At 73.5% G+C, this 19802-nt stretch carries 12 protein-coding genes; 5 read left to right on the top strand and 7 right to left on the bottom strand.

Translation table 11 applies throughout. From position 1 onward, the window contains the following. Positions 1-121: 121 nt before the first annotated feature. Positions 122-1504: a PAS domain-containing protein gene (locus tag AB0761_RS21450; RefSeq protein ID WP_377270714.1), complete on the bottom strand. Its 1383-nt coding sequence runs from the start codon at positions 1502-1504 to the stop codon at positions 122-124. A gap of 168 nt (positions 1505-1672) precedes the next feature. On the opposite strand from AB0761_RS21450, the gene AB0761_RS21445 reads away from it, so the two are divergent. Further along, positions 1673-2578: a DUF4231 domain-containing protein gene (locus AB0761_RS21445; RefSeq protein WP_377270713.1), complete on the top strand. Its 906-nt coding sequence runs from the start codon at positions 1673-1675 to the stop codon at positions 2576-2578. 204 nt (positions 2579-2782) lie between these two features. Then, a complete protein-coding gene (locus AB0761_RS21440) occupies positions 2783-3646 on the top strand; it encodes an alpha/beta fold hydrolase (protein WP_377270712.1) in 864 nt (287 codons plus the stop codon). A gap of 114 nt (positions 3647-3760) precedes the next feature. On the opposite strand, the gene fxsT is transcribed toward AB0761_RS21440, so the two are convergent. The 5 genes from fxsT to pdxH form a co-directional block, all read right to left on the bottom strand. Further along, the gene (fxsT, locus tag AB0761_RS21435; RefSeq protein WP_377270711.1) at positions 3761-7717 is read right to left on the bottom strand and encodes an FxSxx-COOH system tetratricopeptide repeat protein; all 3957 of its coding nucleotides are present in this window, start codon (positions 7715-7717) and stop codon (positions 3761-3763) included. Next, complete coding sequence (locus AB0761_RS21430; RefSeq protein WP_377270710.1) at positions 7714-9060, bottom strand: TIR-like protein FxsC; 1347 nt, start codon at positions 9058-9060, stop codon at positions 7714-7716. The genes fxsT and AB0761_RS21430 overlap by 4 nt, the downstream gene beginning before the upstream one ends. 116 nt (positions 9061-9176) lie before the next feature. Further along, on the bottom strand, positions 9177-9977 hold the full coding sequence (locus AB0761_RS21425) for an aminoglycoside N(3)-acetyltransferase (protein WP_377270709.1): 801 nt from the start codon (positions 9975-9977) through the stop codon (positions 9177-9179). A 1-nt stretch (position 9978) separates the two neighbouring features. After that, on the bottom strand, positions 9979-12387 hold the full coding sequence (locus tag AB0761_RS21420) for an FxsB family cyclophane-forming radical SAM/SPASM peptide maturase (protein ID WP_377270708.1): 2409 nt from the start codon (positions 12385-12387) through the stop codon (positions 9979-9981). Positions 12388-13560: 1173 nt separating this feature from the next. Beyond that, complete coding sequence (gene pdxH, locus AB0761_RS21415) at positions 13561-14193, bottom strand: pyridoxamine 5'-phosphate oxidase (RefSeq protein ID WP_377274248.1); 633 nt, start codon at positions 14191-14193, stop codon at positions 13561-13563. 480 nt (positions 14194-14673) lie between these two features. Between pdxH and AB0761_RS21410 the strand changes: the two genes are divergently transcribed. The 3 genes from AB0761_RS21410 to AB0761_RS21400 all read left to right on the top strand — a co-directional run bounded on the left by AB0761_RS21410 (position 14674) and on the right by AB0761_RS21400 (position 18426). Further along, positions 14674-15774 carry a citrate synthase 2 gene (locus AB0761_RS21410; protein WP_377270707.1) on the top strand — a complete coding sequence of 367 codons (1101 nt, stop codon included), beginning with the start codon at positions 14674-14676 and terminating at the stop codon, positions 15772-15774. A 131-nt stretch (positions 15775-15905) separates the two neighbouring features. After that, positions 15906-17024, top strand: a complete 1119-nt coding sequence (serC, locus tag AB0761_RS21405; protein WP_377270706.1) for a phosphoserine transaminase — start codon at positions 15906-15908, stop codon at positions 17022-17024. A 211-nt stretch (positions 17025-17235) separates the two neighbouring features. After that, on the top strand, positions 17236-18426 hold the full coding sequence (locus AB0761_RS21400; RefSeq protein ID WP_377270705.1) for a S8 family peptidase: 1191 nt from the start codon (positions 17236-17238) through the stop codon (positions 18424-18426). A 15-nt stretch (positions 18427-18441) separates the two neighbouring features. Here the strand turns inward: AB0761_RS21400 and AB0761_RS21395 are convergent, their stop codons facing one another. Beyond that, positions 18442-19542: a hypothetical protein gene (locus AB0761_RS21395; RefSeq protein WP_377270704.1), complete on the bottom strand. Its 1101-nt coding sequence runs from the start codon at positions 19540-19542 to the stop codon at positions 18442-18444. Between the last annotated feature and the right edge of the window lie 260 nt (positions 19543-19802).

The following is a 19802-nucleotide window of genomic DNA, read 5'->3' as shown; positions in this document are numbered from 1 at the left end:
AGCCCGGCCCACGGCCGGGCCCGCGGCCGGGCCCGCGGCCGGGCCCGCGGAGCATTCCGGGTCAGCCCGGATCGGCCCGGGTCAGTTCGGGTCAGTCCGGGCCGGTCCGGGTCAGTCCGGGTCAGTCCGGGCAGCGCCCCGAGAGGTCCACGGCTGCGGCCACCCGTGCGGCGATGTCCTCGGCGTAGGAGAGATCCGCCCGGTCGAAGCGGCGGCGCCCGGGGCCGCGCAGAAAGGTCAGCACGCCCACCGTGCGGCCCCGGCTGCGCAGCGCCGTGCAGATCCCGTGCAGGGTGGCGGCGGGCCAGCGACGGTCCACCGCCCAGGAGGTGTCGCCGCCCCCGGTTACGCAGACCGAGCCGCCGCGCTCCAGGGCGCGCAGGGCGGGGTGCAGCTCGGAGTAGCAGACGGGGATGCCGGACGGCTCCGGACCCGGGTCCTGGGCCGCCGTACCGACCGGGGAGGCGGCGGCGCGGACCAGGCCGCCGGTGTCGCCGTCCGCCGCGAGGTCGAGGTAGGCGTGGTCGGCGAAGCCGGCCAGCACAAAGTCCAGGTAGCCGACCGCGCCCTCCATCGGGTCCTCGCACTCGGCGGCGGCGAGGCCGGCCCGGCGCAGCTGGGTCGCCCGGAACCGCAGCACCGTGCTCTCCTGCTCGGCCTGCTCGCGCTGGGTGACGTCCTCGAAGAGCCAGGCCACGCCCAGCGGCACCGGTTCGTCGCCGAGCGGTGAGCCCAGCCGGACGAACTCGCTGCGCCAGCAGCGGCGGCGGCGCTCCTCGTCGCCCCGCAGGGTGCCCCAGAGCTTGACGCCGCCGAGCGGCTCACCGGTGGCCAGCACATGCTGGAGCGCCGACTCCAGCTCCTCCACCCCGTCGCGCAGCACCTCGCCCAGCGGATGGCCCAGCAGGGCGCTGCGCTCCACGCCCAGGGTGCGGGCGGCGGAGGCGCCGACGGCGGCGGGCCGCAGATCGGCGTCCACCAGGACGACGGCGAGCGGCGCCTCCTCGAAGAGCGCCTCGGACAGGCCCAGCGACCGCTCCAGATCCACCTGGGAGCGGGCCTCGGAGAAGGCGAAGTAGAGGCTGCACCGGTCGCCATGGCCGTCTGTGGCCGGCTCCGCTCCCCTGACCGCGGAGACCTGGGCGCGGACCAGCACCCGGCGGCCGTCCCGGGTCAGCAGGGCGAACTCCTGCACGCGGCGGCGGCCCTCGGCGGCGGCGTCCTGCAGCAGGGCCGCGACCGCAGCGGCATCGGCCTCGCGCACGGCCCAGCCGGCCAGCCCCGGCCGGCCGACGGCCTCCTCCGCGGTCCAGCCGAGCAGCCGCTCGGCCTCGCGGTTCCAGTGGGTGACCGAGCCGTCGGCGGCCAGTGCGCAGAGGCCGACCTCCATGGCCTCCATCAGGGCGGTCAGCAGCACGCGGTCGGGTGGCGGCGCGGCGCCTGCCTTGCGGAGCCGCGAGCCGGACCCTGTCGTCCCGGGTGCCGTCGGTCGCTGTGCGGTCATGGTGCCCACCTCCCCCACACGCATGTTCATTCAACCCGGGGGATACCGGCTGTACACCGGATTCCGCAAATCCCCCGTCCAAATCGACCCGTCCGTGTGCTGTGCGACCGCCGCCGTCCCGTCCATACTGGCCGCGGCGGAGGGCCCGACGACGGGGGGTAGGGATCCATGTCAGCTGAGTCACGCCGAGTCGTGCACGAGCACGAGCTGCTGCCGGAGCTGTTCTGGGCGGCGGACGGCGCCTCTCTGCAGGGCCAGCGGACCACGGTGGCCATGTCCCGCTTCCAGCTGCTGATGCTCACCGGCGCCGCAGTGGCGGGCTCCGCGGACAGCCCCTGGATCGCGGCGGTGTCGGCGGTGCTGTTCTTCCTGGCGATGTGCGCCTCCGCGCTGGCCGGGCTGCACAACCCGCAGGGGGTCTGGTACGAGGGCCGGGCGGTGGCGGAGTCGGTGAAGACCCTGGCCTGGAAGTACGCCGTGCGCGCCGACGCCTATGTGCCGCCGCCGACCGCCATGGAGGACGCCGAGTCGCTGTACCGCCTTCAGCTCACCGGGGTGCTGCACGCCTTCCGGCGCAGCCGGGCGGTGCCTCCCGGCGCCCGGGCCGATGTCACCGAGGGCATGCAGCTGCTGCGCGGAGCCTCGCTGGCCATCCGGCGGGACGTCTATCTGCGGGAGCGGGTGCAGCAGCAGCACGACTGGTACGTCAACAAGGCCCGCTACTGCGAGCGGGCGGCCCGGATCACCGGCTTCCTCTCGGTGGTGCTGCCGCTGCTGGGTGTGGTGCTGTCGGTGCCCCGGATACAGGGCGACTTCAGCTACGACATCCTGGGCGCCGTCGCGGCGCTGGCCGCCTCCTCGACGGCGTGGGCGCAGCTGCGCCAGTACCGGCCGCTGGCGTCGGCCTACCGGTTGGCCGCCGACGAGCTGGAGCTGATCCGGGTGCAGCTGGCGGCGATGGACCTCTCGGCGCCGGACGCGGAGGAGCAGTGGGCGCGGCTGGCCCGTGACGCGGAGGATGCGGTCTCCCGGGAGCACACCACCTGGCAGGCCCGCCGCGAGGTGCGGGGCTGAGGCGGCAGGGCTGAGGCGGCGGAGCCGAGTCCGCAGCGGCGAGTCCGCGGGGCTGCGCCGGAGTGTCGCCGGTGGGTGGCCGGGCCTCGCCCGGAGGTCGTCGCGCTCCGTCAGAGGGCCGTCCGCGCGGCTGAGAGCGGCCCGTTCGGGGAAGAACCTTCCCTGGGGCGGCGCCGCGCGGATCCGCGCCGGGGGGAGGGGCAGGTGGTGCGACTTGTGAGGGTGCCGGACGGCAGGGCGCTGGCCGTGGAGAGCCGGGGGGATCCGCTCGGCAGTCCGGTCTTCCTGCTGCACGGCACCCCGGGCAGCCGGCTGGGCCCGGCACCTCGCGGTGCGGTCCTCTACCGGCTCGGGGTGCGGCTGATCGTCTTCGACCGTCCCGGGTACGGCGGCTCCGACCGGCTGCCGGGCCGCCGGGTGGCGGACGCGGCGGCCGACGTGGCGGCCATCGCCGATGCGCTGGAGCTGGACCGCTTCGCCGTGGTCGGGCGCTCCGGGGGTGCGCCGCACTCGCTGGCCTGCGCGGCGCTGCTGCCGGAGCGGGTGACCCGGGCCGCGGTGCTGGTGAGCCTGGCGCCGCGGGGCGCCAGTGGTCTCGACTGGTTCGCGGGGATGGCGGAGTCCAACGTCCGCGAGTACAGCACGGCCGCGGACAGCGCCCGGCGGCTGGCGCTCCGGCTGGAGCAGCGGTCGCAGCGGATCCGGGAGGACCCCACGGTGCTGGTGACCGAACTGCGCGGGGAGCTGCCGGAGTCGGACCGGCAGGTGGTCGCCGACGCCGGTATCCGGGCGATGCTGGTGAGCAACTACGCGGAGGCACTGCGGGAGTCCGCGCACGGCTGGATCGACGACGCCCTGGCCTTCTGCCGGGACTGGGGCTTCGACCCGGGGTCCATCAGGGTGCCGGTACTGCTGTGGCACGGGCAGGAGGACGTCTTCTCGCCGGTGCAGCACACCCGCTGGCTCGCGGAGCGCATCCCCGGCTCGACCCTGGAGGTCGAGGCCGGGGCGGCGCACTTCGGGGCGCTGCCGGTGATGCCCAGGGTGCTGGCCTGGGCCACGGGCTGACCGGGAGCGGAGGCAGCGCCCGCGGCCAGCCGGGCCAGGGTCGTCCCTGCGGGCCGCAGGCGGGCGCTGCCCCGCGGCAGGCCGGATGGGCCGGCCTGCTCCTCCGGCGGCGGCTCACAGGGGCTGGGGTTCAAGGTCCGTGAAGGTACGCTCCCAGTCGCGCGCCGCCCGGGTCAGGGGGTGGTCCTCATGGAGCACTTCGAGGCAGTCCGCCAGGGCCCGGGAGCGGACGTCCTCGGCCTCGGCGTGCCGACCGGCGGCCCGCAGTGTCACCGCCAGGTTGGCCTGGCAGGCCAAGGTGCCGGGGTGTGTCGGACCCAGCAGCTCGGTGAGACCTGCCAGGGCGGTGCGCTCCAGTGCCTCGGCATGCTGGATCTCCCCGGCCTCGGCGCGGAGTGCGGCCAGGTTCACCATCGTGCCCAGGGTGAACGGATGGTCGTCGCCGACGGCCGCCCGCAACGCGTCCAGCGCCTCCTCGGTGGTCTGGGTGGCACGGCGGAGCGACCCGCTACCGTGCACGTAGACGGCGAGGTTGACGGCGCACGCCAGAGTGAAGGGGTGCCGATCGCCCATGGTCCGCTGGTAGCCCTGGAAGACCTGCTCGGCCAGGTCGCGGGCCTTGTCGTCGTCCCCGGCCGCCGAGAAGTCCGCGGCCAGGTTGAGGGCGCACGCCAGTGCGTCGGGGGCGTCGGCGCCGTACCGCTTCACATACAGGTCGTACGCCTCGGCGGTGACCCGCTGTGCCTCGTCGGCCCGGCCCATCCGGCGCAGTGAGACGGCGAGGCTGGTGACGGCCCGCAGCGTCTCGGGGTAGTCGTCCCCCAGCACCGCACGGCACTTGTCCACGGTCTCCCGCAACAGGTCCAGCGCACCGCCCCAGTCACCGGTGTCGCGCATGTCCCGCGCCAGGTGGGACATGGACATGAGGGCGTAGTGGTGCTCCAGGCCCAGGACCTCGCGGCGGCCCTCAAGGGTGTCCAGGTCGATGTCCCTGGCCTCGGCGGAGCGACCGACCAGGCGCAGGTCGACGGCAAGGTTGCTGGCTGCCGAGAGGGTGCGGTGGTGCCGGTCGCCCAGCAGGTCCTTGAACTGCCGGTAGATGTCCCGGTCGCGTTCCAGGGCATCGTTGAAGCGGCCCAGCGCCCGCAGGTCGGCTGCCAGGCTTCCGGCGGTGGTGAGCGCATCGGCGTTCTTCGGCGAGAGCACCGCCTGCTGCCGTTCCAGGGTTGCCTGGTCGAGATCGAGGGCTGCCTGGTAGTCACCACGGCTGCGCAGCACGTTGGCGATGTGGAAACGCAGGCTGAGCGTCTGCACGTCCTCGACGCCGAGCTTCGCCGCCCACACCTCGTCCAGGTGCGTACCCAGGGTCAGCGCGCCGTCGTACTCGCCGCGCTTCCAGAGGTAGCGCACCCGGTCGATCAGCAGCCTCCTGGTCTCCGGCTCGTCGCAGTTCTCGGCGCTGGACGGGCCGAGGTGCGGCCAGATCTCCTCGAACCGCTCCCAGTTGCGCGGGTCGTCCGTGTCGCCGCGTTCGGGCCGGGCGTCGACCAGGATGCGGTGAACCTCGTGCATCGCGTCCTGCTGCTCGTGCGAGGTCATCTTCGACCGGATCACGGCCTGCACCAGGCGGTGGATCTGGATGCCCTTGCCCTGGCCGCCCTTGGCCAGGGCGTAGCGGTTGATGGCCTGGATGGAGCGGCCCAGCAGATAGCCGGCCTGCGGGTCGCGGTCGTACGGGACCAGTGCTTCCCTCATCCGCCGGCTGTGGACCAGGTTGAGCGCGATGGGCTCCGGCGCAAAGAAGGCGCAGAGCTGCAGCAGCCGCACCGCTGCCGGGTTCTCCTCCTGGAGGCGGGCGATGGAGACGTTCCAGGTGGCCGCGACCGGCTCGGGGTAGTGGGCGGAGGTGGCGACGCCCAGCGCCTCCCCCGGTTCCTTGCGCAGCTGGGCGACATAGCTCTGCACCGGGGTACCGGTCTCGGCCAGCCAGGCCGCCGCCACCTCCACGGCCAGCGGCAGATCTCCGACGGCTGCCGCCACCTGGTCGGCCTCGTCGTCCGTGAGGGAGGGCGAGCGGCGGCGCAGATGCTCGACGGACTCCCGCCGGTCGAACACGTCCACCGGCAGCGCCTCGGCATGGGTCGACCATGCCTGGTTGCGGGAGGTGACCAGCACATGGCCGGAGCCGCCGGGGAAGAACCGCTTCACCTCGGCGGGGTCGTCCGCGTTGTCGAAGATCAGCAGCCAGCGGTCGGTCACAATGCCGCGCCGCAGTGCCTGCCGGGCGGCCTCGGCCGCCTCCGAGACGCTGTCCCCGATCCGCAGCTTCAACTCGGCGGCCAGCTCCCCCACCGCCGGTGAGATGCGGGCCAGTTCGGCCGCGAGGTCGGCGAGGGCAGTGGCGACCCGGTCGCCCTGCTCGGCGTTGACCCACCACACCAGGTCGTAGTCGGCCATGAACCGGTACGCGTACTCCTGGACGATCTGGGTCTTGCCGACGCCACCGAGGCCGTAGAGGCTCTGCGGGGTGGGCAGCACCGCCGTCATGCCCGCGCCCAGCTGGTTGCGCAGCGCCTCCAGCACCTGGGCGCGGCCGGTGAAGGCGGGGTTGCGGGCAGGGATGTTCCACACCGCCGGCCTGGTCCCCGGAAACCGCGGTCCCGCCTCGGCGAGGGGCACCGAAGCGGCGTCGGCACGGCCCAGTGCACGCAGCACGGCGGAACGGGCCGGCCCCTCGGCCAGGTGGAGCAGGTCGACAGCCACCGGCAGCCGCAGCCCGGGGGCGTGCCGGACGTCCCCGACGCGTACCTGGACGAGCTGGCGGCGGATGCCGGACGGGTCGCTGCCGATCACCGTGCTCAGCAGCTCGCGTGCCTGTGGGTTGCGCAGGTATGCGGCGGAGAGCAGCACCACGGTGCGGCGCGCGGCCTCGGCCGGAGTCTCCGGCTCGCCGGCCGCCCTCGGTTCGGCGCCGATGTCCTGTGCCACCACCTGGAACCCGGCGGCGGTGAGCACCGACTCGATCCAGTCCGCCCACATGCGGTCCTCGGCCGCGTAGGAGAGGACCAGCTCGCTGGGGCTGGCGGGGCGGCGACGGGTGTAGAGGTCCAGGGTGCGCAGTCGCTCCGGCTCGGGGAACGGCGGCAGCGCCGTCACCCGGCCCTCGGTGATCACCGAGGTCAGCCGTTCGCAGGAGGCCAGCATGGAGGAGGCGAGGCCGGGGGTGTCACCGAAGGTGGCCAGGATCTCCTCGTACGCGTAGAACGGCCGGTAGGGCACCTCGACCGCGCCCCAGTAGCCCGTCAGCTCGTCCTCGCGCAGCCCGGACGGCAGCCCGTCGAAGCGCAGACGGGCCAGGGCGCGCCCGGCGTCCGCCTTCTCCTTCTCGCCCTCGTCCACCCGCATCGGCACCGGGAGGATGCGGATGCCCCGGTTGCGGTAGCGCTCATGGATGTGCTGGGCGACGGAGGCCGCGCCGTCGATGGACTGGTCGCTGAGGGTGAAGCAGACCACCAGGATGTCCGGCATCTCCACGGTGCAGATGTCGGCGATGTCGCTGAGTCCGGTACGGCTGTCGATCAGCACCCAGTCGTAGTGCTGCCGCATGTCCTCGCGGAGTGCGACGAAGAACTGGCCGCCGGCGAAGCGGTCGTAGAAGTCGTCCCAGTAGAGGCTGCCCAGGATGGTCGAGTAGTCGCGGTTCTGACGGCCCGCCGAAAGGAAGTCCAGGCTGCCTCCGCCGGGGAACTCCCACTGCAGTGAGGTGGCATGCCGCCGGGCGCGCGCGTACTGGCGGTGCCAGTCCGGGGGCCGGGGGACGTTGCGCAGCGCCTGCTCCCGGTACTCGGTGATCAGGTCGATCATGCCGGGTGTGGTGCCCAGCAGCGCGGGGTCGAAGAACGGGTGGAAGAAGCGGTGGAGGCCCGGCGCCTCCAGGTCCCAGTCCACGGCCAGCACCCGGTGGCCGTTGGCTGCCAGGATCCAGGCGGTGTTCGCCAGGGTCATGGTCCGTCCGGTGCCGCCCTTGTACGAGTAGAACGTGATCACGCGCCCGTCGCGGCTCTCGGTCATGCTGCGCCTCCGCCAATGTCGTAGTGGTTGCCGGACAGGTGGTTGCGCGGGTCTCTCGGGCGGTCCGGACCGCGGTCGGGCGGCGGATCCGCGCCGGGGGCGACCGGGCCCCTGAGTCTGGGCCGCGGCACGGTCTCACCCTCCGGCGGGTAGGTCCTGGCGTGCCGCAGGTACTGCTGGGAGGCCCGAAGGACCGCGGTGGGGAGGTCGTCGTAGAAGGAGTCCAGGCTCGGCAGCAGGCCACGGGACAGCCGATAGGCGGTGGGCCCCTCGTGGAGCTTCCGGGACAGCGCCTCCTCGGTGGCGGCCCGCAGCTCCTCCTCGCGCTCGGCGACGTCCGGGTGGTCCCGGTTCCACGGCAGCATCACGCTGATCCAGGGCCGGTGCTCGGCGTCGAGCCGCCGCAGCAGGTCACGGTGGCGCCGGTCGGTAAGGGTCCAGCGGTCGACGAGCAGCACCTCGGGACCGGCGGGGATGCCCACCGCCAGGATGCGGTCGATCTCGTCCTCGAAGGCGCCCACCTTCACCCGGTAGTCGAGGCTGCGGGCCAGGTCGGCGGCATGGTCGGCCAGTGCACGCTTGGACTGCGGGTGGTACGGGTTCCAGTCGAGCGGTGAGGCGCCGTAGCAGTCGGTGCAGCGGTGTCCCGTACGGTCGTCGCGGCTGCATGCGAGGACCACCACCCGGAGCTCGTGCGGGCCGTCGCCAGGGCCGAACGCGCTCGGCACCTCGCGGTAGTCGGCGCGCCGGCCGGCCGGGATCCGGGTCTCCTGGGCGACGGTCACGATCCGCTGGGCGAGCCGGTAGACCACCCGGTCGTACTCGTGGCGCAGATAGCTCAGCCGGCTGAGGCCGTAGAGGCCCTCGGCCGCATAGTCCGCCCCGAGGTCGGCCTGGCTGAACTGGAGGTTCTCGGCCGGCCCTGGCAGCGATTCCGGCGGCACCGGCACCCACAGCGCGGGCACCATCCCCTCCATACGGCGCGGCCCGGCCACACGGTGGTAGGCCGCCCGCCGTGAGAAGAGGTACCACTCCTTGCCGCACTGCTCGCTGTGGAAGTAGCGCGGCGAGTACAGCGGCACGAACACCCGGCAGTGCGACAGCGCGTCGGACAGGCTCGCCGACCAGCCCTCCCCGGGGGTGAGCCGCCGGTCCATGAATCCCGCCGCCGCCCCTTTGGGCAGGTCGGTCAGCTGCATCACATGGGCGCACAGGTCCTTGTAGAGCTGGTCCACCAGGGCGTCGGGGTCGCCGGCCATGGTGTCGCTCGGAGGGGTGTGCGCATAGCTGAGGAAGAAATAGGGCTCCGCCCTGGTCTCGGCCGGCCCTCCTGGTATCTCCACACGCGCCCCCGCCCCGCCTGATGAAGGACCATCAGTGTAGGAATCGACGATTCGTCAGCGGAATACCGCGTGCCCAGGCCTTGTGGTGCGCACCGTCCGATTCCGGCCGCCGGACCTCACCGTCGGGCCTGGCACTGGACGGTCACCGCGGCGTCCACCACTTCGCGGACCGGCATCAGCCGGCAGGGGGCCGACCCCACGGTGCCGGTCGGTACCCCGACCAGCCGCCGCACCTCCCGGTCCAGGTCGGCGAGGTGCCCGTCGTCCAGCGCAGGTGCCTCGAACCGCCGCCACTCCCGGCCACCGCCGGTGCCGCGCACCACGCAGGCGTACTCCCGCAGGGGGAACCGCCCGGTCCGGTAATCGGCCAGGTGGTAGACCGTGCACCGTTCGATCGGACCGATGACCAGGGCCTGCGCCCCCTCGCGGTACAGACGCGCCAACGGCGAGCCCTCGCCCAGATGGCTCTCCAGCGGGTGGTCGCCCACCAGATCGCGGGCGCCCGGTCCGACCGCGGCGAAGGAGGTCTGCGGGTGCGGGCTGCGCAACGCTCCGGGAGTGGTCCGGATCTGCTCGGCCAGCCTCCCCATGGTCGGCGAGGCCGGGGTGGATGCCGGGTCGAACGGGGGCAGGGCCGCAAGGTACTCAGCGCATTCCGCCTCGCTCATCCCGCGCACCCGCTCCCGGTGCAGCGAAGAGGTGGTGGAGTTCTCCGGCGTGGCGGTGTACGCGACCAGCGTCCCGCCGGGGCCCAGGGCCGCCCGCAGCGCCTCCACCACGGCGGCGGCACCCCCCGCAACCGGCCCGACGCTGCGCAGCGACGCCTGCACCAGCAGGACCGACCCCGGCCGCACACCCAGTGCGCCGAGGTCCCGGGCGAGTCCGGCCGCGGTGTGCGGCACTCCGACGACGGCCACCTCAGCTCCCCACGGTGGACCGGGCCTGCCAGGACGCATGGTGCCGCTGCGCGGACAGCCGCGCCCGTTCGGCCGCCTCGGTGCCGACCGGCTCGTCCAGCCAGGGCACCACCGTCTCCCGCATGCCCTCGGCAAAACGCATGCCCAGCGGGGTGAGCGACCCGGAGGCCGCCAGCGTCTCCACCGCCTCCGCCGTCTGCTGCCGCCAGCGGGCGAAGTGCACCTCCGCCTCGGCGGCGGCCGGCCCCTGCGCCGTGTGCCGCCGTACCCGCCAGAAGTCGGTCACGGCGACGTGGGCGTACGTGCCCTGGAGCAGCCCCTCCAAGGGCCGGGGGTCCTCCCGCCAGGGGGCGTAGTAGAGCCGGGTGTCCTCGAGGTCGTGAAGGTCGGCGAGGTCCAGCACCGCGCCCAGCTTCACATGCTGGAACTCGTGCAGCAGCAGCAGCGCCAGGATGTCCGGCCGCTCGGGCCGGGCGATCCCCACCGCGCCGAAGGCCTGCCGGGCAGCGGCGCTGACATCCCGCCCGGCCGGGGCCCGCAGCGGGGTCACGGTACCGAGCCCGGCCACCAGGCCGGGGGCATAGCCGGGCAGCTCCCGGCCGATCAGTTCCCAGGCCCCGGCCAGGCCGGTGCGCCACAACTCCGCCTCGGCGTCGGGCAGTCGGTCGGTGACCGGCCACTGGTGGGCATCACGGTACGGGTCCGTGTCCTCCAGGACCAGCGACCAGCCAGGGGCGGCCAGGCGGCGTACGGGGTGCCAGCGCTCGCCCGGGGGGTCGTCCCAGCCGATCCGCAACACGGCGCCGCCCGCCTCGACGGTGAAGCCGTCCGGGCCGCCGGTCACCGCGGCCTCGCCGCCGTCGGCGCCGACCAGCACCCGGCCCAGCGTGGGCAGCCGTACCGCGCCGCCGCGCACCGGCACCCGCACGGGCGTGTCCCGGCCCGCGCGCAGGGCGGCTGCGGCGGCGATCTCCGCCAGTCCGCCCAGGTCGGCGCCGGGTGCTGCCTCCAGGCAGCGGAGCGCCCAGACCCGGGTGTAGGGGTGGGCGAGCACCGCGTCCAGCGCCTCCGGCACGGCGGCGTCCAGCTCGGTGACCAGCTCCCAGGCGGCCGCGGCGCGCTCCGACTGCGCTGCGTGCCGCCAGACGGCGACCAGCAGCTCCCGGCCGAGCTCCAGTTGCGCTCGGGCCAGGCCCCGTACCGCCTCGGTGCCGCCGAAGCCGGCGGCCAGCTCGGCCAGGTGCTCCTCGGCCAGTGCCGCCGGGGCGGGGGGCGGATCCTCGGGGACCCGGGTCGGGGCGGTGCGGTCGCGGATGCCGGTGATCAGGCGCATGAGGTCCCCGCAGTAGACGGAGGGGTTGGTGAAGCCGCTGCCCGTGCGGTAGCGGTGCGCGTACAGGCCGCCGCCGCAGGACCGCACCACCGGGCAGACCCGGCACTCCTCGGCCAGCCCGGCGATGCCCTGCTGCCGGGCGAGCATGCCCGGATGGCGGGCCACCTCGTCGAAGGTGTGGGTGAAGACGTCCAGCCCGGTGGCGGGTGCTCCGTCGAACGCCGTCTTCAGCGAGTCGGCCTGCTCCAGCGTGCCATCGGTCTCGATCACCACCAGGTCGGACGGCTCCAGGCCGAGGGACTCGGTGAGGCTGCTGCGGCCGCGCAGGGTGCGCTCGACGGAGTCGAAGATCCGCACGGGCACGGGGCGGCCTCGGGCCTCCCAGCGGTCGAAGACCGCCAGCAGCCAGTCGGCGTACGGGGTGGCGGCCCCGCCGGGGCGCTGCGGTGGCTGGTCCCAGGTGGCGTGGGGCAGCAGGTAGTCGATGCGGGGCGGGTCCAGCTCCACCAGTGCGTCATGGACCGCGACCGGGTCGTTGCGGACGTCGACGGTGCAGAGAAGCCCGGCGAAGAGATGCCGGCGGCTCGGCCGGTTGAGCAGCCCCACCGCCCGGAGGACCTGGGGATGGCTGCTGCGGCCGTCGGCGAACCGGCGGTGCCGGTCGTTGGCGGCCCGGTCTCCGTCCAGCGACACCCCGACCTTGATGTCCCACTCGTCGAAGAGGTCGAGGAAGCGGTCGTCGAGGAGGACACCGTTGGTGTGGATACGCAGGTCCAGTGCGCTGACACCGGCGAGCGCGCGGTGCAGTTCCTCGGCCGCCCGGCGCAACCGTGCCGGGCCGGCCAGCAGCGGTTCGCCGCCGTGCAGCACGACATGGACCGCCGCTGTCCCGTGCGCCGCGGCGTGCTCCGCGATCCGGTCCGCGGTGTGCGCCAGCACCTTGTCGGAGGCTGCCCTGGGGCGGCCGCGCCAGCTGGTGTCCGCGTGCTCGTACACATAGCAGTGGTCGCACGCGAGGTCGCATCGGCTGTGCACCTTCAGCACGAACTGCCTGAAGGGCACCAGAGGTCGGTCCATGTCGGCGGTGTGTGACAACCTCAGATCGAGGAACTGAAGGCGGCCACAGTGACCGGCCGGCCGGCCGGACCCGCGAGAACGAGGCGCTTCAGGGTCTCGGAGGGGGTCTGGGCAAGTGAGGCGAGAGGCACCCGTGACGGCTGGGCGGTCTGGCCGGTTTCGGCGGGCGCCGGCGCTGGGGCGGTGGGAGTGTTCAACGCGGTCCCCTTGGGGGTAGTAGGGAGGCGAAGCACTGGTCCATCGCAGACACACGCGTACCATGGGCTTGGATCAGCACTGCGCGTCACCGACCCGCAGTGGCGTTGGGGTGTGCGCGTATCGCCTGCGCGAAGTCTAGGACAGCTCCTTGACGCCGGGTCGATTTTCAGTCAGCTCACACCGCGTCAGCCGACTGCGCCAGATGGGCGATTGACCTGGTTCCCACCTGCTTCCCGGCCCTGCAGAATCACTCGTACGGGGGTCACCCGGTCGGGCCACTCGTCCATTGCTGCCCCGGCGCGCGCGGCGAGGCCTCGAGAGGGACGCCGCGCAGACACGGCGGAGCCCGTCGCCACGGCCAGGAGGCTTTCGTCGGCGGCTGGGGGTTCTCCCGCAGGACGGCCCAGGTGAGCAGAGCCGCGGACAGACCCGGCGGCACGGGCGGCACGGCGGAGAACACCCTGTTCCGGCTGATCCGCCGCTGCTTCTCCCGCACGGTGTACGGACCGGTGGCCGGTGCCACCGTGCTCCCCCGGCGCCTCCCGGGTGAGTCGCCGAACCGGTCCATCGCCGGGAGCAGAAAAATACCGTTGCCTCCCGGCACAGCACGTGCCTATCGTGGCGGCACACTGAAAGGAGGTGATCCTGAGTTGAGTACTTTCAGGACGTGTGAGGTGGCTGCTTCCTAGCCGCCCCCGCCCGGCTGCCGAGCTAAGGCGGCGGGGAAATACACAGCAGACACCCGACCCGCGGGCTCACTGGGATCGTCCCCCGGTGCCCGGTAGGTGGCGCTTGCGCCGTCCGCCGGGAGCAGCCCGCGGGTTGTCTGCGTTCGGGGCCCCGGCACCTCCCCGGTGCACCCGGGCCCGGGAGCGCAGGTAAGGCCGCCGGCCCGGTGGATCCTCCCGGGCCCGCGGCGACCGTGCCGGACCCGGTGCGACCCGCCGGGCCGGGTTGCTGGTGCCGCCCCCCGCACTAGGGACAGAGCCGCTCGACCAGCCAACCCGTGGGGGCAGTGGGGTCGGCCTGGTAGCGCAGACGGTCATGGAGGCGGTTCTGCCGGCCCTGCCAGAACTCCACGGTCTCCGGGTGGAGCCGGAATCCGCCCCAGAACGGCGGCACCGGCACCCCCTCGCCCTCCGGATAGCGGTCGGCCAGCTCCGCGTACCGCTGTTCCAGCGCTTGCCGGGAGCCGATCACCTGGGACTGCTCACTCGCCCAGGCCCCCAGCTGCGAACCGTGCGGACGAGTGCGGAAGTAGGCAGCGGTCTCGTCCCGGCCGACCCGCTCCACCGCGCCGGTGGCGATCACCTGCCGGGCGATGGGGTGCCAGGGGAAGAGCAGCGAGGCATAGGGGTTGGCGGCCAGCTCGGTGCCCTTGCGGGAGCCGTAGTTGGTGAAGAAGACAAAGCCCCGGCCGTCGAACCCCTTGAGCAGCACCGTGCGCGAGCTGGGCCGGCCCGCCGCGTCGGCGGTGGCCAGCACCATGGCGTTGGGCTCGTGGATGCCGGCCGCCTCCGCCTCGGCGAACCAGCGGCCGAACTGCGCCATCGGGTCGTGGGCGAGTTCGTGCTCCGCGAGCCCGGCGGCGCTGTACTGGCGCCGCATCGATGCCGGGTCGGGCGTCGGACGGCCGGCCGCCTCGTCCGGGGCCGGGGGCGACGCCGGGGGCTCGGGCAGGGGCTTGTGGCGGGTGGCGGAGCGGGCGCGTTCCGGGAGATGCACATCGACATCATCCAGTACCGACGGCCGCCGACGCGGTCGGTGCCCACCTGCCGACTGTGCCATGGCTCACGCCCGGCGCCCCCGCGCACCCTCTCCGGCAGCCCGCGTCCGGCTGCCCCGGCGGGCCCCGCGGGCTGCCGACCAGCACCCACTGCCCCACCGGGGTGACAGCGGGCCCTTACGGGGGCATCACGGTGGTGGTGCATGGCGCGATGCACCCCGTGCCTGCCAATCTGGCACTGCGTGCCATGCGAGCGTACGCTGCGCATCACCCCGCACAGCCGAGCATTGCCACTGCCACCCCCAGCCAGACCGCAAGGCGTACCAAGCCCACAGGTCGAACACATCAAGAGGAGCCGCCTGATGTCCGACTTCGTACCCGGACTCGAAGGTGTCGTCGCGTTCGAAACGGAGATCGCCGAGCCCGACAAGGAAGGCGGCTCACTCCGCTACCGAGGCGTCGACATCGAGGACCTCGTCGGCCATGTCTCCTTCGGGCATGTCTGGGGCCTGCTGGTGGACGGCAAGTTCAACCCCGGCCTGCCGCCGGCGGAGCCGTTCCCGATCCCGGTGCACTCCGGTGACATCCGGGTGGATGTGCAGTCCGCGCTTGCGATGCTCGCCCCGGTGTGGGGCCTCAAACCGCTGCTGGACATCGATGCCGAGCAGGCCCGCCACGACCTGGCCCGGGCCGCGGTGATGGCGCTCTCCTACGTCGCCCAGTCGGCGCGCGGCCAGGGCCTGCCGATGGTCCCGCAGAGCGAGATCGACAAGGCCGAGACCATCGTCGAGCGCTTTATGATCCGCTGGCGCGGCGAGCCCGACCCCAAGCACGTCAAGGCCGTCGACGCCTACTGGACCTCGGCTGCCGAGCACGGCATGAACGCCTCCACCTTCACCGCCCGGGTGATCGCCTCCACCGGCGCCGATGTGGCCGCGGCCCTCTCCGGCGCGGTGGGTGCCATGTCCGGCCCGCTGCACGGCGGCGCCCCCTCCCGGGTGCTCGGCATGATCGAGGAGATCGAGCGCACCGGCGACGCGGTCGGCTGGGTCAAGAACGCCCTGGACAAGGGCGAGCGCCTGATGGGCTTCGGCCACCGCGTCTACCGTGCGGAGGACCCGCGCGCCGCGGTGCTGCGGCGGACCGCCAAGGAGCTGGGCGCACCCCGCTTCGAGGTCGCCGAGGCGCTGGAGAAGGCCGCGCTGGAGGAGCTGCACAACCGGCGTCCCGACCGGGTGCTGGCCACCAATGTCGAGTTCTGGGCCGCGATCATGCTGGACTTCGCCCAGGTGCCGGCCCACATGTTCACCTCCATGTTCACCTGCGCCCGTACGGCCGGCTGGTCCGCGCACATCCTGGAGCAGAAGCGCACCGGCCGTCTGGTGCGCCCCTCCGCGCGCTACATCGGCCCCGGCCCGCGCTCCCCGCGTGATGTCGAGGGCTTCTCCGACATCGCCCGCTGAGCGGCTCCGCAGCAGCTCCGGGACCCGGTTCCACCGCAGTGGCGGAGGGGCCGGGTCCCACGGTCCGACACGGCGTCTCAGTCGATGGACGGGAGCAGCCACAGCGCACCGGCGACCGTTACGCTTCGCCCGTGGCTCAGATCCAGATTCCCGCTGACATCAAGCCCGCCGACGGCCGATTCGGCTCCGGCCCGTCCAAGGTGCGGCCCGAGGCGCTGAACGCCCTCGCCGCCACCGGTACCTCCCTGCTGGGCACCTCGCACCGCCAGGCCCCGGTCAAGAACCTGGTGCGGCGCGTACGAGACGGTGTCAGCAGCCTGTTCTCCCTCCCCGAGGGATACCAGGTGGTGCTGGGCAACGGCGGCTCCACCGCCTTCTGGGACATCGCCGCCTTCGGTCTGGTGCGGGAGAAGTCCCAGCACCTGAACTTCGGCGAGTTCTCCTCCAAGTTCGCCGCCGCCACCAAGGCCGCGCCGTGGCTTGCCGACCCGAGCGTCGTCAAGTCCGAGCCGGGCACCCACCCGCTCCCGGTCGCCGAGGCCGGTGTGGACGTCTATGCGCTCACCCACAACGAGACCTCCACCGGTGTCGCCATGCCGATCCGGCGGGTCGCGGGTGCCGACGAGGGCTCCCTGGTGCTGGTGGACGCCACCTCCGGTGCGGGCGGCCTGCCGGTCGACATCACCGAGAGCGACGTCTACTACTTCGCCCCGCAGAAGAGCTTCGCCGCCGACGGCGGCCTGTGGCTCGGCGTCTTCTCCCCGGCCGCCCTGGAGCGCGCCGCCGAGATCGCCGGCTCCGGCCGGTACATCCCGACCTTCTTCGACCTGCCGACCGCGATCGACAACTCGTCGAAGGACCAGACGTACAACACCCCGGCGCTCGCCACCCTCTTCCTGCTGGCCGACCAGCTGGACTGGATCAACGGCCAGGGCGGTCTCGACTGGGCGGTCTCCCGCACCGGCGACTCCTCCTCGCGCCTCTACACCTGGGCCGAGAAGTCCTCGTACGCCAGCCCCTTCGTGGCCGAGCCCGCCCAGCGCTCCCAGGTGGTCGGCACCATCGACTTCGCCGACAGCATCGACGCCGCCGCCATCGCCAAGGTGCTGCGCGCCAACGGCATCGTGGACACCGAGCCCTACCGCAAGCTGGGCCGCAACCAGCTGCGGGTGGCGATGTTCCCGGCGGTCGACCCGGCCGACGTGGAGGCGCTGACCGCCTGCATCGACTACGTGGTCGAGCAGCTCTGACCCAAGCCGCACACCAGCGAGGCCGTGACCTGCGGGATGACTTCCGCAGGTCACGGCCTCGCTGCTGCTGGGCCGTCCGGGTCCGGGCGGTAGGCCGACCGGTGGCTTTCCGACCCGCCGGAACCTGATCCGCACACTCGCGGGCGAGATTCTCCCCGTCGGCGCAGGCTGCGCCGCGGCTCCCCAGCAGAGAGACCTCGCGATGCCAGTGATGCGCCCCCTCCTCCGCGGCCTGGCCGCCGCCGTCCTGGCCGCCGCCACGGCGCTCCCCGCAGCCGCCGCTCCGCACCCCCAGGACGCGGCCCGCGCCAACGGCCCGGTGCCCGGCAGCTGGATCGTCACCCTCAGGGCCGGACTCCAGGCTGACGCCGCGGCAGGCGCCCACTCCGCCGGACAGGCGAGCAAGGATCTGACGGACCGGTACGGAGGCACCGTCAGCCATGTCTACGGCACCGCCCTCAACGGCTTCGCCGCCAGATTCGGCAACGACCAGGCCGAGCGCCTGGCCGCCGACCCGGCCGTCGCCTCCGTGCGGCAGGACACCAGGGTCCACATCGAAGCCGCGCAGGCCGACCCCCCGTCCTGGGGCCTGGACCGCATCGACCAGCCCGCCCTGCCGCTGGACTCCGTCTACCACTACCCCGACACCGCGGGCGCCGGCGTCACCGCCTATGTCATCGACACCGGCATCCGGACCACCCACAGCGACTTCGGCGGCCGGGCCCGCAGCGGCTACGACTTCGTGGACGGCGACGCCGACGCACAGGACGGCAACGGGCACGGCACCCATGTCGCCGGCACCATCGCGGGCAGCGCCCACGGCGTCGCCAAGCGGGCCTCCCTGGTCGCCGTACGCGTCCTCGACGACTCGGGCGGCGGCACCGCCTCCGACGTCATCGCCGGCATCGACTGGGTGACCGCGCACGCCCGGAGGCCCGCCGTCGTCAATATGAGCGTCGGCGGCGGCATCGACCCGGACATCGACACCGCCGTACGCAACTCCATCGCCGCAGGCATCAGCTATGCGGTCGCCGCCGGCAACGAGGGCGCCGACGCCTCGGGCACCTCACCGGCCCGGGTCCCCGAGGCACTCACCGTCGGGGCCACCACCCGCACCGACGCCCGCGCCGGATACTCCAACTTCGGCCAGGGGGTCGACCTCTTCGCGCCGGGTTCCGACATCACCTCGGACTGGTCCACCGGCGACACCGCGACCCACACCCTGTCCGGCACCTCCATGGCCACCCCCCATGTCGCCGGCGCGGCGGCGCTCTACCTGGCCGGGCACCCCATGGCCACGCCCGCGCAGGTGGCCGGCGCCCTGATCGCCGCCGCAGCCCGCGGCAGGCTGGGGGATGTGGGCAGCGGCAGCCCCAACCGGCTGCTGCAGACCACCGGCTGACCGCGCCGGGCGCCCTCAGCGGGCCCGGCGGCGGCGCAGGCCCAGGGCGGCCAGCACCACGGCGCAGAGTGCCGCCAGCCCCAGCGCGGCCCGGCCCGACAGTCCGCCAGACAGTCCGCCGGACGACCCGCCGGAGGACGCCGCCCCGGGAGCGCCGGAGGACGCCGCAGCGGAGGAGGGAGCGCCGGAGGAAGGGGTGGCCGCGGGCCGCTGTGCGGGACGGCTGTGTGCCGAGTCCGGCAGGGCGGCGCCGCCGAGCGGCTCCCGCCACACCGAGGAGCCGCGCCCCTCACTGCCGTACAGCAGCGACCGGCCGTCGGGGGTGAAGGTCACCGACTCGCCCTGCATCTGCAGCGGCACATCGAGGGAACCGACCGGCTGCGGCGCGGCGCCGTCCCTCCAGCGGTAGGCGGTGGCCGAGAAGTAGCCGCGCAGCACCAGCCGGGTCCCGTCGGGGGAGAACGCCCCGTCGGTCACCGTGGCGGGCGCCGAGGCGATCCGGTGGAAGACATTGATCCCGGAGGCCGAGAGCTGCGCCGGTCCGGCGTAGAGGCCGCCGCCGCTGCCCTGCTTGCTCGCGATGTAGACCCGGCCGGTACGCGGCTGCACCATCAGCGCCTCGGCGTTGCGCGGGCCGTCTGCGTAGCGCACCGTGAAGCGGGTGACCCGCACGGTGGTGTCGTGCAGTCGGCCGGTGGGCTCGGTGAAGCGGTAGATCCACACCTCCGGCCAGGCCCCGCCGAGGTTGTCGCCGATGTCGGCCAGATAGACCGCGGGCCTGCCGTCGGCGTCCCGGCCGAGGGAGATCGCCTCGGCGTCCCGTGGTGCGACACCCGCCAGGGTGACGGTCGCCAGAGTGCGGCCGGTGTGCTCGTCCACGGCGAAGACCCGGCCGCCGTCGTCGCTGTCGTTGTGGGTCCAGACCACACCCGGATGCTGGACGCTCGCCGCCAGTCCGCTGGACTCGGTGATGCGGCTGTCGGCGAAGGTGAAGAGCGTCCCACCGGGGTCGGCCGCCTGTGCCGGACCCGCCGACACCACCGCCACCAGCACCCCCGCTGCCATCGCCGCCGCCGTTGTCGCCGCAGCCCGCCCCGCCCCGTGCCCTCGCTCCATGCCCCAAGCCTCGCACGGCGGTCCGCAGGTCCGTGGTCACAGGGGGCGACCGGCGGAGAGCCGGGGAGCCGTGGCCGCGGCAGCCTGCAGGGCCTCGCGGCACGGGGTGTCCGGCCGTACGGGGCCGCTCAGCGGGCCGGGTACGCCCGCCCTGAAGACGCCGCTATCTGAGGACGGCCCCCACGACCACGGCCAGCAGAAGGAGCAGGAGCGCACCGGTGACGATCCGGGTTCGGGTCTTGGGATCCACGGCTCCGAGA

This window comes from Peterkaempfera podocarpi (genome assembly GCF_042466665.1).
In the GTDB taxonomy this organism is placed as follows: domain Bacteria; phylum Actinomycetota; class Actinomycetes; order Streptomycetales; family Streptomycetaceae; genus Peterkaempfera; species Peterkaempfera podocarpi.
The sequence above is the reverse complement of the archived record's forward strand: the minus strand, read 5'-3'. Positions and strand labels throughout refer to the sequence as shown.

Coding starts and splice junctions, on each gene's coding strand:
- AB0761_RS21400 (WP_377270705.1), top strand. CDS start 17,236: ATGCGCCCCCTCCTCCGCGGCCTGGCCGCCGCCGTCCTGGCCGCCGCC.
- AB0761_RS21450 (WP_377270714.1), bottom strand. CDS start 1,504: ATGACCGCACAGCGACCGACGGCACCCGGGACGACAGGGTCCGGCTCG.
- AB0761_RS21445 (WP_377270713.1), top strand. CDS start 1,673: ATGTCAGCTGAGTCACGCCGAGTCGTGCACGAGCACGAGCTGCTGCCG.
- pdxH (WP_377274248.1), bottom strand. CDS start 14,193: ATGCGGCGCCAGTACAGCGCCGCCGGGCTCGCGGAGCACGAACTCGCC.
- fxsT (WP_377270711.1), bottom strand. CDS start 7,717: ATGACCGAGAGCCGCGACGGGCGCGTGATCACGTTCTACTCGTACAAG.
- AB0761_RS21395 (WP_377270704.1), bottom strand. CDS start 19,542: ATGGAGCGAGGGCACGGGGCGGGGCGGGCTGCGGCGACAACGGCGGCG.
- AB0761_RS21410 (WP_377270707.1), top strand. CDS start 14,674: ATGTCCGACTTCGTACCCGGACTCGAAGGTGTCGTCGCGTTCGAAACG.
- AB0761_RS21420 (WP_377270708.1), bottom strand. CDS start 12,387: ATGGACCGACCTCTGGTGCCCTTCAGGCAGTTCGTGCTGAAGGTGCAC.